Here is a 14,054-nt window from a genome sequence, read left to right as displayed (position 1 = left end):
ATGGGAGCAAAGCATATTATCCTTCGGGGGATATGCTTTGTTTTCATTTTGCGCCTTTAATCAACCTCGGCGGAGGTGGTATTTATACGGATAATCAAGTATTATCGATCATTTTTTATAATTCCTTTACTAAATTAGAGGTGCAAATATGATAACATGGGAAAATATAAATAATAAAGAATTTGAAAATTTGGCATTTGAATATATGGTAAGTAATTATCCAAATTTAAGATGGGAAAAAACAAAAATGACAAATGACGGTAATAAAGACGGAGAAAGTGTAATTTCCTATTTACCTTTTAATACAACTATAAAATATTGGTATGAGGCAAAATACTCCGTAAACACTAATAAAAGTATACCAAAGAGTCATTTAGATTCAACGTTAGTTTCTAGTTTGTTGGATGGGCATGTAGTTGTAATTGCGTTTATCACTAATGCATATATTAGCGATGATTATAAAAGACGTGCGGACATCTTTGCTAGTAATAGAGATAACCTAAAAATCTATTATATAAATGGGGAAGAAATAGAAAGTTGGTTATCAGATAACCCTACAATCGAAGATAAATATTTTCATACAAATTGTGCCCAGAAATATTACATTGAAGACAAAATAGAAACTGTATGTTTCTTAGATAAATATGATTGTGGAGATAACAGATTTTTAAAACTATCTACTATAAAATTGCGAAATGAATATCTTATATATGTTAGGTTTAAATCTTCTAAAGACCAAAATGTTGGTATTGTACTTGATGATGCTTTTGAATCTACGTCATGTTATATGAATATATATAAAGAACTATCTGATTGGAATGTAAAAAAAGGTGATAATTCATTGTTTTTACCAGTTAAAGTCATCATATCTAAACCTGAATATGTAATAAAAATAAAGATCTGTTCAGAAGTAAAAAACTATATAATAAAAGATATAAAAACATTAGACCTATATACTCCACAACTATTCATCTCATCTCAAATGGCAATATTAAATGATATAAATTTATTTATTAATTCAAATACATCGAATAATTTATTCTTTTTGATTGTTGGTAATGCAGGTAGTGGAAAAACATATTTATTAAACCAAATTCGTAACAATGTAACACAGCCATTTTCTTCAATTCTTTTAAATTTTTCTGGAAACGAGGAAAAAGATTTTTTATTGTGCTACAAATTATTTATTTTCTGCCAATTTGGGAATATATGGGAACTTAAGATAGAAGACTTGCAATATTTAAATTTAGATTTGACTATCAAAGAAGTACTAAATGAAATAAATAATGGGATAAGTTCCCCAATAACCTACAATAAAATTGTTGATTACTGTAATAGAAATTTAACAGAAACTAAAGAAGCAAATTTCCTTCAACAAAATATTTATATAGATGATATTCAAAAGGCATCCAAAAGTGTCCTTGAATTATTCCAATCTATAATGGCATGGGTGTATGGACAACGCATGCGCAAAAGATTTTTTCTTTTTTCACGTCCGATATTATCTAAAAATGAGAAATTAAATGATTTTTTAAAGTTAAATGCGTGTTATTATAAAGAAGTTCAACAGCCATCTATAAGTGATGTAGAATATTCTATTAAAAGTAATATTGGTAATTATCCAGCTGTCGTCTCATTAATTAAGAGTACAAATGTGGATGTTTCAGCTTTATATTTATATGATTTGTTATGTAGATTAAAAGAAAAAATTATACAGATTAATTGTCAGGATATTATTGAGACCTCATTAAAAATATCTCAAATTATGGATGATTTAATATCAGTTCAAAGTAACTTTATAAGACACGATTTATTTGTGAATTATTATTCTAATATAATTTTTGATTTCGTTTATACACTTGAAAGTGGTGTTGATATTAAGGCTCTTGTTGATTTTTTTGGTGAAAAAATATATGAGGATATTTTTATATTATGCCAAAAAAATGTAATAAAAGAAATTTCAGGTAAATTATACCCATTTCATGATACTCTTCTGGAAGAATTTAAATTTGAGAAGAAAAATATTTACAAAGAAAAAATTGGAGAATTTATTCTCTTTTGTCAAAACAAAGGACATCTTACCGATAGTGAATGTTATTATCAATTGGTATCATTAGGTGGAAAATATTTCTGGAAGTATCGTGCTATTTGTGCAAAATTCAGGGATGAACTACATGGAAATGCAAATTACTATGAGGCAGAAAAAATTGCAAAGACAATACAAAAGGAAAATCATAAGAATTTACGTGATTATGATTACTCAGATATTAAAAATATGTTTATATTAGGTAATTGTTACAAATACACAACATCCTACGAATCTGCAAATAATATTTTTGATAAAATCATAGAGATATATCAATTATCTACATCATCTATACCTAATGATATTTTACTAGAAACAATTTCAGAAAAAATAAATAATAATATATGGATGCTAAATGTAAATAACGCAGATAAAGAATTGAAACGAATGTTTGAATTATGGAATTTCAATAATATACAGAATAATACTAAATCATATAAATATGGTTATCTAAATTATTATAATCGTAGAATGTTCTGTAATTTTATGCAAGGAAGAGGAACAGAGGATGACTACAAAATGGCACTTTTAAAATCAAATGAACTTGGTTTAATAGAATATGAAGGATTTGCACATATGGATTATGCTAAATCCATTTACAATATAGATATGTATAGAGCATTTGGTTTATTGAATATGGCAAAAGACATTTTTGAAAAAAGTAATGAGCCACGTCGTTTATTAGATTCATTAAGTGAGATAGCTTTTACCAAAGCTCTATTGGAAAAAGACTATTCAATAATTATGCTACAAAATATTGGTGATAAAATGAAAGAACAAAAGTATATACATTCATATACAAGAAACTGTTTAAAAATCATAGTCATAATGTTACTATCACAAAAATATACACAGACTGAACTTTTGAATTTAATGAATAAAATGCTTATGAAAAACACAGCTATAGCAAGTGGAAAACGCCACCAGGCTATAGCATATCATGTTTTAGCTGCAATATATTATTTTTATAATGACATAATTCAAGCAAATAAATATTCAGAAAAATGCTTGCAATTATTTTCTGAATTGGGCGAGGACTATAAGAAAATACAATTTCATAATGCAGAAATTAAAAGAAAAGGAAAGATAATATTAGCTTGTGAAAATCCTTTATTTGACTCTGATAACTTCATTTTAGATACACGTATTTGGTAAATGTGTCACCGTTAAATCTTTAATACATTTACCAAATTTCCATATGTATCTATAACTAGATCAGAAGAGTTATGGTTCCTTGTTTCAAACCAGTGCTTATTTTTTCCTAAATCCAATATATTTTCCACAAAAAAAAGCAATGGTATATCAAGTTGATGTAATGAATATGGTAACAATTCATATAAATTTATTTTGTTAGGGGATATTCCATTTATTTCATATATATCTAAATAGGTAATTCCTAACTGCTCAATAATATTCTTCACAGTTCGAATTTGGCATATTGATACTACATAGTATGTATTATTGAGCATTTTGCTTGTAATTTGTCTTTTATAATGTTTATATATATCGGGTTTGAAATCCTTACCCATTTTTACCCAGAAATAGGCTTCTTGCTGGTAGAAATCAAAAAAATATTGATTTCTACCAGTTCCCTGTGAATGAAACGCAATTGCATCATGTACACATAAGCAACGTTTTCCACCCAGACTCAACTTTAATGATAATTCAAAGGACTCTAATTTGTTGTAATAAAATTCGTCAAACATTCCGTAATTATAAAAATCCGCTTTTCTCATAGCATATAAAGCTGATGTTAATGCTTGCCTTTCTTGAGGGTAATTAGAAAGATCTATAGTATTTAACAAGCGACCTGCAAAAAGATGCTTCTTGTAAAAAGGACCAAAAGTACTTCCTGCACACTGTATTCTGTTATTTTGAGGCCAAATTAATAAAGGTTGTACGCAAGCAACATTTTCAAGCATTAATGCATCAAGCATTTTACTAAAACATTCCTTTTCAGCAAAAACATCAGTATTAATAAAGTATAAGATATTGTTTTGAGCTTGTTTAACTGCATAATTATTTGCTTTTCCATATCCCAATTTTTTGTCAGAAATATATACCTTTATATTAGGGGTTTGTTTACTCAAATTTTTTATATAGGTAATAATATTGCAGTTTGTAATAGCATCTAAAATAACTATTATTTCTGAATTTAGAGCAAATTCATCTTGTAATAAGTGTTCAAAAAAATTATTTAACATTTCAAAAGAAGAATCTATTGAAATAATAAAACTAACATCCGTTTTCATATAAATTTTCTCCTTTAAATAAAATTTATTTTCATAATGAAGATAAAGGGAAATATACAAGAATATATTGATAATACTTGATTATCCATCATTTTTTGTCTTTATCTCAATATCCACGACTACTTAATAATATAATAACAAACTATATCATATTTGCCATTAAATGTCATCACTATATTATTTGTTTTCACTATATGCAAATGTTTTTATATTGTTTTTCTATAGATATATATTTTCCCCAACTTAACAAAAATTTTCAATACATTATTGTTTGTTATCCTGAACTTTATATGATAAAATTTATCCAGTTAGTATATTCTAACCCAATAGTTAAATTAAATTTGTCAGCCACACCACTGCAGATTCTAGGCTGGCATCAGGTTATGGGAGATAAATGAGATGAAATGGGCATATTCAGTATCGAGCTATGCAAAGCTCTATGAAAAATACTGCAAAGAAAATCTTCCGTCCGAGGCGGATGATATATTCAAAAAGGCTGATGAATATTACAGGGAATTTATGCGCAGGGACATGCCGGATCTCGGCAAAAATATGATGGCGGCCAATATGTATGACTGGTTCACCATCATATCATTTTATGAGGCAAGCGATCACAGGCTTGACGGCGAGGTTCTTCTCACGATCAAACGGGAATCTACTGAGAAGATGAAATTCCTTGGAAAAATTGTCAATGGCAACAAGAGCAACTGGCCATACAAAGTATTTGAAAAAACCTATGTGAAGTTCAACAAAATGCAACAGGAACACCAGGCTAAAGGAGAATGGATGGATAGCTGGAAAGTTGAGATCAACCCAGATGGCAGGACTGAAGGGTTCTGCTTCCATCTGATCGGCTGCCCTATAGCCAAGCATGCGAAGGAGCACGGCTATGCAGATCTGCTCCCTTATCTGTGCAGAACTGACCACTACCTTGCGGAGGTCATGCACGCCCGCCTGATCCGTACACAGACCGAGGCTCTTGGCGGTGATTGCTGCGACTACTGGTATGTCGGCGACGAAAGTCCTGCACTGGAGCAGTATAAGGATCTTGAGAAAATATAACTATTCCCACACATGACAAAAAGCAAGCACCTGTTTCTGATATAACGATGCTTGCTTTTTTATTTACAGACCAAACCAATCTAGAACCTCAACCTGTTCAAGATTCTCGTCCGAATGCTCTATCTCCCTGGAATATCTGTAAGAGAGCTCTATGAGATCATCCACCGACAGAGTCTCACCATTTCTGAGCCATCTCGCCATGAGTAGCATATAGAGTTCAACCGCATGTCCGACGCATGCGTTCACCTTGCCGGATATATTGTCGTCATACACTGCGCCGAGAAGGTAGATCGATATGAAGTAGACTATGATCTGTTCAAGGAATATGTCCAATGTCATATGAGGGGCACACCCACCGTGATTTCTCCACCATGCATCAAACCTCTTCCTGTTGCCGGCAAAAGCTTCCTCACCCTGTCCAAACAAAAGCTCCTGCGACTCAATGAGCACATCCTCCCAGTCATCGTATAGAAGCTCAAGCTCTTCTATAAGGAACATGGCCTGCTTCTGAAGAAGGATATGCTCCTCATGCTCTCCATGGATCTCCGGCTTATCCCGCTCCTCACACTCATTCCACATGACAAGGTCGCCCTCATCATAGTGTCTCTGAGCCGACGCACCGATCTGAATCACCCGCTCTATTCTGCTCCGGATGTCCACGCTTCTGTCCTGAATGACATTCAGTATCTCCTCCCGTATGTCTTCCAGATTGGAATACAGGAAATAATCAAAGTCATCGAACACCTCGTCCTCGTCATCTTCCTCAGTCGCAAATGTGACCTTGTCCGTGATGTTCATCAGTATCCGTGCCACCTCCGGACATGAAAGAGAAAGTGATATCTCCCTCACATTCTCAAATTCCTCTGTGTGTCTAGGATACTCTCTGCATGTAGTGCAGAGGCTGTTCTTTCCCATATGTATATACATGTCACATAGCATATCATCCCGCAAAAATGCACACTTTCCACTTCTGCCGTGTCTGAAAACGCCTTCTTTCCAATTTACCTTGCGGCGCAGCTCATCCCTGTACTCACCATTATAATCCTCATATTTTTCCAACGAATCATCATCTATCACTATCTGCCATTTGCCGCAGCATGTGTCCGGGCATTTGTCCGCTATGCAGCTGAATTTCTTATAATAATCCGGGTATGTGTAAATCATATGTACTCCTTTATATATAATCATGCCATTATTCCATTCATCGGCTCTGCAGCACGATCACGAACTTGTTACCGTCCTTTTGGGGAATAACGCTTAACATTCCGCCCTGTTTTTCTATGATCTCCCTTGACAGATAAAGTCCTATTCCAACACCATCCTTGTCACCGGAATTTCTGCCACGGTAAAACCTCTCAAATATATGTGTACGCTCATCCTCTCCTATTGGTTCATTCTCATCTGTCACACTGACCTCAACCGTGAGCCCTAGTTTTCTGACCGACAGGACTATCTCACTTCCAGTTTTTCCGTATTTTATCGCATTATCCAAAAGATTGAAACACGCTTCCGCAGTCCATCTTCTGTCATGCTGTATATCACATTTCACCTGTTCATCATATCTGATAGTTATATCGGCGTTTTTCGCACTCACATATACATCTTTCACTGCCTGCAGCACAGTGTCATTTATACTCTGGCTTTTCACATCGAGATTGATAAGTCCGCTTTCCAGTCTGGATACCTTTATCATACTCTCCGAGAGAAATGACAAGCGCTCCACCGCCAGTTCAAGGACTTGCAAGTACCTAGTACGCTCATCATCACTTATATCCGGATTTTTCAGAAAATCCGTGTACATCCTCAGGTTCGATATTGGTGTCTTCAGTTGATGGGAAAGATCCGATACTAGCCCCTTAATATTCTCATGCTCCAGCCTCTCTCTGGAATTCTGAAGCTTCAGCGCATCGATTATCTTGTCAACCTTGCTCTGCAGCCTTGATACCAGCGAGTCATCATTTTCCGGAAATACCTGCTGCCGTTTCAGGTCAGAGAGATTGTCCAGAAGATCCGACATAGCTGCCACGACCTCCGAAATAAAGTCATCATCTGCCTTCTGCAGCAACTTTATGACAAAAAACATAACTACACCACACGCCAGTGCACCTATGGCCGCAAGTATTTTCCCTGAACATACATACTCAAATACTGCTAAAAACACAAACAAAAGAAGTGAGCATACATACAGCATCCTCACTCTCTTCGTATATTTACCACAGTTTTCAATATATTTATCCATATTATCTCTGTTATCTACCTCTGCCTATGTCTCGCCAAATGTATATCCAATTCCAAACACCGTGATCACATACTCCGGATTGCCGGCATCCTTTTCTATCTTCTGACGCAGTCTCCTGATATGCACATTCAGCGTGTTCTCATCCACATAATTTTCATTATCATCCCAAATCTTCTGTATGATCATATCCCTTGTGAGAACGCGCCCCTTATTTTTTATCAGCAGTTCCAGTATCCTGTATTCCGTAACGGACAGCTTTATCGGTTCATCCGATATGTACACCTGCATCCGTTCAAAGTCAACACTCATATCCCCATAATGAAAACGTTCGCGCTTTACCCCATCCAGTGCATTTTCACTTCTTCGAAGGACTGCCTCTATCCGCTGATACAGAAGTTCCACGGAAAACGGCTTCGCTATATAGTCATCGCAGCCGGCCCGGAACCCCTCTATCATATCAGCCTCCGTATCTCTTGCCGTGAGGAAGATGATCGGGACATTTGTACTTTTTCTCAGTTCTCTGCAATAGTCAAGACCCCTTCCATCGGGAAGGTTTCTGTCAAGCAATATCAGATCGAAGCCATGTTCCAGACAGCCATCCGCCTCCTTGCATGAGTACGCAGTTTCAACTTCGTATCCCATCTTTTCAAGGAATAACTTCACACCTCCACATATGATCACATCATCCTCCACGACCAAAATACGTTTCATACTTTCTCCTATCAATTACATGCTGATTCCATATCATTTTCACGACTGCCGGTCTGCCCAATATCTATGATGCTTCTCTCAGCCGGCTTGTCACCGTATCTTTTGTCACAAGTCTGAACACCATCGCCGGAACCACAATGCATATAGCAAACAGCACAACAACGACTCCGGCAACAAGTGCATACGGATAATTAAACACTGCATAATCGGCTATATTCACACTTAGCCGGCCAGCTCCATACATCATAAGACTTCCAAGCGTCACAATAAGTACTGTTGTTATAATACCATAAAACATGCCCTCGTACATAAGCATATTACGTATCTGCCTCTTTGTCATTCCAACGCTCTCAAGCACTGCCAGTTCCAGTTTTCTCGTATATACACCGGTGATCATGACATTGATATAATTCACCACTCCGATAAGTATCAATATGATCGACATTCCACCGCCTATCACCTCAAGCGACAGCATAGACTTCTTGAATTCCGAGCCCTCCACCGACTTGATATCACTCCCGGCTATGACTGGATTTTCCTTTACGATGCGCTGTACATATGGTGTCACTTCTGATTCTTTTCCTTTCTCCGCATCCGCAATGATGCATGAGATCTCCGCATCCGGGAACAGATCATCCATCACCGCATCACTCACAAATATCGCCTCCGGAGCTCCACCAAGTACCCAGTAATATCCGGCGGTGATTGCTGACTGCTCTGTTCTCATCATGGCTACACCGACTGAGATCTGTCTCTTCCTGCCCGTCTGGTCATTTACAAGTGTCAGAGTCTTATCCGTCATCCGCTCCGACGCTGATATGGAATCTACATAACCTATCAGACATACCTCTCCTTTTTCGAATGCATCTATATCAATCTTCTGTCTGGCAGTTTTGTTGTAGAGCTTTATCATATCTGAATTGACAGATATCAGCGGTGCCCCATACTGTGCCTCACTGTTGGTCGTTGTCTCATAAAATGTCGCAAGAGATTCCGGGTCATCCTCGGTCTCAATAAACGGTGCATAAAGTTCAGCGTCAAATGGCAGCCTTACCTTTGCACTTCTGTTCGCCTCTACAGTACCCATACCCGGAATGTTTCGCATCTGATCCGCGATGTCTGCCATGGTCGCCCGAAGCTTAGAGTTATCTGATTCTCCGTCGCCATATAGCACATAATCATTGTGAATATAGTGCTCTATATAACTGTCCGCATCCATGCATGATATAAATGTATTCACACACAGAAATGTAACTGAACCCATGAATATTGATGCAAACACAAGTATACTTCTCTTCTTTTCACGAAACACATTCCTCCATGCCATCTTCCAGGGTCTTCCTCCACTGGTGGACTTATATCTTGTTCCCGATATATTTCCAGCATACTTCATAGCATCGATTGCAGATATCTTCCCAGCATATTTTGCCGGTTTCCTTGCACTTATAAATACAGTTGCAAATGCAAATACCACGGAGAATACATATATTCCCGGATTGAAACTGACCGCCGATGAAAGTGCAGATTCCCTGTCTATCGACAGCATGTTCATAGCAAGAGGAACAACGCCAAATGACACCGCCGTTCCAAGGAGTACCCCTATCGGAATTCCTATACAAGCCAGATATAGTGCCTGTTTTTTCACTATCTTCTGTATCTGGGACATCGTGGCTCCGATGGTCTTCAACATTCCATAGAATCTTATATCCTTTGTAACAGATATATACATTACATTATATATAAGAAGATATCCACTAAGGAGTATCATAAGAGCTATAATGCCTATACTTATAGCTATAAAAACACGGTTTGAACCATTTTCAGACTGAACATCATATTTCACGTCAAACTTCTGGTCCTGCCTCAAAGTAACATTTTTCTCAAGTTCATCTTGGAGTTTGTCACCCTTGCCCTCCTTTGCGGAGATACTGACACGTCCATCTTTCTGCATATCTATTCCCTGGGAATCCACATATTTCTTTGACACCAGGCATATGCTGCTCTTGGCAAATCCTGTGTACCAGCCTGAGAGCACAAAATTTTTCCTCTCACCATCCATCACCAAAGTAACGTTCTGACCTACCTTTGGCGACGTAATACCCATATTGTCAAGTATCTGCTTTGTGAGCATTATCTCATTCTCGTCCTTCGGATAGCTGCCATTTACATTGGTTATGGCCGGCTTCAGATTCTCATTAAATTCCGTATCATCATAATATTGAAGCAGATAACTGTACTTGCCTGACTCCGTGCTTACCGTCTGTGCATCAATCTGTATTCCCGCCGCAAGAAGTGACGGACAGGACTTTATATCATTTATCTGACCTTCAGATGGATGCTCCATATATATAGAAGATCTTGTTCCCTGAAGTCTGAGCTGCATCTGGTTAAGATTTTTAGCTATGGAAAATCCCAATGTAAATACAGCCGTGAACATAAATGTTGTGAGAACGATCGCCAAAATAACAATTACATTTCGCACTTTATTCTGCTTTAACATGCGGTGATATATCCTGCTCACCGCCGCCTGGTTATTGTTTCTAAGCATCCTTCTCACCCCCATTTGCCCCATCTGGTACTCCTGCTGAGAAGATCCTGCCATCTTCGATCCGTATCATCTGGTCTGCCATGGTTGCTATCTCTTCATTATGAGTGATCATCACTATCGTCTGTGCAAACTCTTTACCAGTCAGCTTTAACAGTGCAATGACATCCATGCTGGTCTTGCTGTCCAGATTGCCTGTCGGTTCATCAGCCAATATGATAGAAGGTTTTGCTGCCAGCGCTCTGGCTATCGCAACCCTCTGCTGCTGGCCTCCTGACAGCTGGTTAGGCATGGAAAATTTCTTTTCCGATAACCCGAGCACATCCATAATTTTATCTACATACGCAGTGTCTATCTTCGTTCCATCCAGCTCGATCGGAAGCACTATATTCTCGTACACATTTAATATTGGCACCAGATTGTAATTCTGGAAGACAAATCCTATCTTTCGTCTTCTGAATATAGTAAGTGCCTCATCGTCCATTTCAAAAATAGCTTTGCCGTCCAGTATAACATCCCCCGATGTTGGCCTGTCGAGTCCTCCTAAGAGATTTAGAAGTGTTGACTTTCCACTTCCTGAACTGCCTATGATAGATACAAATTTTCCCTCTTCAATATCAAGTGACACATCTGTAAGCGCATGCACGACATTGTCTCCTGTTCCGTATGTCTTTGTAAGATTGTGGGTTGATAATATATTCATGATACATCTTCCTTTTCATTTCTTTTTCATTTTCTGTCATTTCTTTATCTGATCTATTTGCCGTCTGATCTATTTGACGATTTTATTCTAACATCCACATCTTACAATCTTATTACGTTTAATATTAAGTTTTAGTGGTCACTGCTTACATTATCAATAATCGAGTAGGCGGCAGTAATTAACCGCCGTCCTCTCACAGCACCGTACGCCAGACTGTCAAACAATTCAAATAAATGGTATTATTAAAGTGCAAGATATTGAATCTAGAAGGATAGATTATGGCATATATTGTTGGAATTGATAGAAACCAGACAAGAATGGTTACTTCATCATTAGATGATCTTATAGATGAAAATAATTCGGTACGTGTAATATTTGTCCGCTATGCAATTGAATTTCTTATAATAATCCGGATATGTGTAAATCATATGACATCTCCTTAGGGAACTTCTGCTAGTATTTTTAACACAAGTTTCATAAAGCATCAATTCCCTAAGCAGATTTTTTAGAATTTTTTCTGATATTAACAAGAACCATCACGCACCAGCCAGATAGTAACAGTGCGGATATTGCGCTGCGCTGCCTGTACATATTCAGCTGCTGCCCACATCTGTGATAAAATATCTCCAGCACATCCTTGTCAGAATACAATCTTCGCTCATGTATAGCCTCAAGTTCATCTGAGGCATCACTCCAGAAATCAAAATCTGACCATTTTGACGGCAGATTTATGTCCGGCAGAATATCCAGATAATCCGAGGCATAGTAAAAGCTGCTGCCATAACCATGATGAACGGCAGCCTCCTCGGCATATTCCCCTCTGTAATTTTCATCTGATATATCGAGCACCATGCCATCTATAATTTTACTGTCGGCAAACTCCCAGTCACCGCCATGCCCCTGCTCTGCCTGAACGATCATGAAACTTTCCTCCGAGTCAATGACAGAACGGATGACATACTCTTTTTCAAGCACGGTCACGACGGAACCGGTGGTATGGCGACTTCCAAACAGTGTATACGAAAGCTCCCCGCTTATGATACATCCAGCTGCATCATTTCTTCTCAGAGCTCCAGCTCCCCAAAACATATCCTCCACCGCAAAATCAACCACAACTATATCTGACTGCACCTTTTTATATACAGCATCTCCGCCAACCGTCTCGCCCGGATATATCCTGTACGTGCCCTTCACATAATCCTCATCCTTCATTCTGGTGTACATGGTCTGCCCTGTGGTGACAAATGCATAATTTCTGTCGACACCATACCCGCCACTCATATATATTTCATTTACTACATTCCATATAAACAGCCACAACAACGCAATTCCGACAAATATACCGATCACAAATTTCCTCATACAAAGCCACCTATTTTTCACGTACAGTATCACCGGCTTCCACTTTCTTGTCAGAACTTACAATGATCTTATCATCACCGGTGAATGGGCTCTTCTTAAGACCGGCATCATAATTATTTGTATCCCCGACGGTCACGTATACCTTTTCTGCAACATACTCCGTCCCCAGAAGAGTATCCTTCGGTCTCTCGACAAGCACGTATGAACCAGACACATCAGCGTGTATTGCTGACATGGAAACTACAGATCCGTACTTTTCAGACTGATGTGAGATCTCTGCCAGCACGCTGTCCCCCACATCGAATGTATCGCCCGGAACAACAGCCTCCACTATATAGCCTTGACCATTTTCAACATTACTGTACACTGCAGATACCTCGGTATTCACACCGCTGTCATCCATCTGGACTGTAACTTTATCCCCCTTTTCTATGTACCGTCTCTGCTCCTCAGTCACTGACATTTTTATGGTGTAGCTGTCCGACTTCTCTGTTATCACAAAAGCTGCCTCTTCAGTAGTCTTATTTCCGATTCCAACTCTGGACTCCGATATGAGCCCATTAAGCTCCGAACAGACAACACCATTGTCATCCATGAGTTTCCCCAGATATGAGATCTGTTCATCCACCACGGCGATCTTGTCATCCATAACCGCCATCTCGTCTCCCCATGTGTACCAGTATTGTTCCTTCAGTTTTTTCTGTTCGAGCTTCTTCTCAAGATACTCAGATCTGACAGCTGCCACATCCACCCTCATAAGGGGATCTCCCTGCTCTATCTTTTTCCCGACACTCACATATATCTCCTGGGCCAAAAGTCCTGGATAGACGTACACCGGCGTCTTCTTGTCTCCATCTATCACCACATCCTGCAAAATCTCCGTGGATACCGTCCCAGACACCGCATATTCCGTCTCGACCCTCGGTGTCAGGGCACTGCTCGCAAATCTCGACATAAATGTGCCGGCAATAACCACCGCCATAAATATTCCAACAGCCTTTACCCCGCATTCTGCCCATAGCTTTGTTTCAAATCGCTTTCCTGAAAATCGCCTCATAACTCTTCTCCTGTTTTTCTCCTACAACCAGCCTTCA

Annotated in this window: 11 protein-coding genes; 3 read left to right on the top strand and 8 right to left on the bottom strand. The window is 38.2% G+C overall.

What is annotated here, in order from left to right; genetic code table 11:
• Positions 1-148: 148 nt before the first annotated feature.
• Positions 149-3,241 (top strand): ATP-binding cassette domain-containing protein, encoded by a 3,093-nt coding sequence (locus OCV54_RS06225; protein WP_055223123.1) that lies wholly within the window; start codon positions 149-151, stop codon positions 3,239-3,241.
• Positions 3,242-3,252: 11 nt separating this feature from the next.
• On the opposite strand, the gene OCV54_RS06220 is transcribed toward OCV54_RS06225, so the two are convergent.
• The gene (locus OCV54_RS06220; RefSeq protein ID WP_055223122.1) at positions 3,253-4,338 is read right to left on the bottom strand and encodes a glycosyltransferase family 2 protein; all 1,086 of its coding nucleotides are present in this window, start codon (positions 4,336-4,338) and stop codon (positions 3,253-3,255) included.
• A 399-nt stretch (positions 4,339-4,737) separates the two neighbouring features.
• On the opposite strand from OCV54_RS06220, the gene OCV54_RS06215 reads away from it, so the two are divergent.
• Positions 4,738-5,400: an L-2-amino-thiazoline-4-carboxylic acid hydrolase gene (locus tag OCV54_RS06215; RefSeq protein WP_055223120.1), complete on the top strand. Its 663-nt coding sequence runs from the start codon at positions 4,738-4,740 to the stop codon at positions 5,398-5,400.
• A 63-nt stretch (positions 5,401-5,463) separates the two neighbouring features.
• Here the strand turns inward: OCV54_RS06215 and fliB are convergent, their stop codons facing one another.
• The 5 genes from fliB to OCV54_RS06190 all read right to left on the bottom strand — a co-directional run bounded on the left by fliB (position 5,464) and on the right by OCV54_RS06190 (position 11,598).
• Entirely contained in the window at positions 5,464-6,564 is a 1,101-nt protein-coding gene (fliB, locus tag OCV54_RS06210) for a flagellin lysine-N-methylase (protein WP_055223118.1), read from the bottom strand.
• A gap of 37 nt (positions 6,565-6,601) precedes the next feature.
• A complete protein-coding gene (locus OCV54_RS06205; protein WP_055223116.1) occupies positions 6,602-7,639 on the bottom strand; it encodes a sensor histidine kinase in 1,038 nt (345 codons plus the stop codon).
• A gap of 24 nt (positions 7,640-7,663) precedes the next feature.
• Complete coding sequence (locus tag OCV54_RS06200; RefSeq protein WP_022217324.1) at positions 7,664-8,350, bottom strand: response regulator transcription factor; 687 nt, start codon at positions 8,348-8,350, stop codon at positions 7,664-7,666.
• A 64-nt stretch (positions 8,351-8,414) separates the two neighbouring features.
• Entirely contained in the window at positions 8,415-10,952 is a 2,538-nt protein-coding gene (locus OCV54_RS06195; protein ID WP_262563268.1) for an ABC transporter permease, read from the bottom strand.
• Complete coding sequence (locus OCV54_RS06190) at positions 10,891-11,598, bottom strand: ABC transporter ATP-binding protein (RefSeq protein WP_015533757.1); 708 nt, start codon at positions 11,596-11,598, stop codon at positions 10,891-10,893. The genes OCV54_RS06195 and OCV54_RS06190 overlap by 62 nt, the downstream gene beginning before the upstream one ends.
• Positions 11,599-11,876: 278 nt before the next feature.
• Here OCV54_RS06190 and OCV54_RS06185 point away from each other — a divergent pair, with 278 nt between their 5' ends.
• The gene (locus OCV54_RS06185) at positions 11,877-12,041 is read left to right on the top strand and encodes a hypothetical protein (RefSeq protein WP_015533756.1); all 165 of its coding nucleotides are present in this window, start codon (positions 11,877-11,879) and stop codon (positions 12,039-12,041) included.
• Positions 12,042-12,090: 49 nt separating this feature from the next.
• Here OCV54_RS06185 and OCV54_RS06180 read toward each other — a convergent pair whose 3' ends face one another.
• A complete protein-coding gene (locus OCV54_RS06180) occupies positions 12,091-12,960 on the bottom strand; it encodes a hypothetical protein (protein ID WP_015533755.1) in 870 nt (289 codons plus the stop codon).
• A 10-nt stretch (positions 12,961-12,970) separates the two neighbouring features.
• Positions 12,971-14,017 carry an efflux RND transporter periplasmic adaptor subunit gene (locus tag OCV54_RS06175; protein WP_022217322.1) on the bottom strand — a complete coding sequence of 349 codons (1,047 nt, stop codon included), beginning with the start codon at positions 14,015-14,017 and terminating at the stop codon, positions 12,971-12,973.
• Between the last annotated feature and the right edge of the window lie 37 nt (positions 14,018-14,054).

The sequence above is a fragment of the Coprococcus aceti genome, from assembly GCF_025567285.1.
GTDB lineage: Bacteria > Bacillota > Clostridia > Lachnospirales > Lachnospiraceae > Coprococcus > Coprococcus aceti.
This window is presented reverse-complemented; position numbering and strand designations above follow the sequence as displayed.

Coding starts and splice junctions, on each gene's coding strand:
- OCV54_RS06225 (WP_055223123.1), top strand. CDS start 149: ATGATAACATGGGAAAATATAAATAATAAAGAATTTGAAAATTTGGCA.
- OCV54_RS06220 (WP_055223122.1), bottom strand. CDS start 4,338: ATGAAAACGGATGTTAGTTTTATTATTTCAATAGATTCTTCTTTTGAA.
- OCV54_RS06215 (WP_055223120.1), top strand. CDS start 4,738: ATGAAATGGGCATATTCAGTATCGAGCTATGCAAAGCTCTATGAAAAA.
- fliB (WP_055223118.1), bottom strand. CDS start 6,564: ATGATTTACACATACCCGGATTATTATAAGAAATTCAGCTGCATAGCG.
- OCV54_RS06205 (WP_055223116.1), bottom strand. CDS start 7,639: ATGGATAAATATATTGAAAACTGTGGTAAATATACGAAGAGAGTGAGG.
- OCV54_RS06200 (WP_022217324.1), bottom strand. CDS start 8,350: ATGAAACGTATTTTGGTCGTGGAGGATGATGTGATCATATGTGGAGGT.
- OCV54_RS06195 (WP_262563268.1), bottom strand. CDS start 10,952: ATGGCAGGATCTTCTCAGCAGGAGTACCAGATGGGGCAAATGGGGGTG.
- OCV54_RS06190 (WP_015533757.1), bottom strand. CDS start 11,598: ATGAATATATTATCAACCCACAATCTTACAAAGACATACGGAACAGGA.
- OCV54_RS06185 (WP_015533756.1), top strand. CDS start 11,877: ATGGCATATATTGTTGGAATTGATAGAAACCAGACAAGAATGGTTACT.
- OCV54_RS06180 (WP_015533755.1), bottom strand. CDS start 12,960: ATGAGGAAATTTGTGATCGGTATATTTGTCGGAATTGCGTTGTTGTGG.
- OCV54_RS06175 (WP_022217322.1), bottom strand. CDS start 14,017: ATGAGGCGATTTTCAGGAAAGCGATTTGAAACAAAGCTATGGGCAGAA.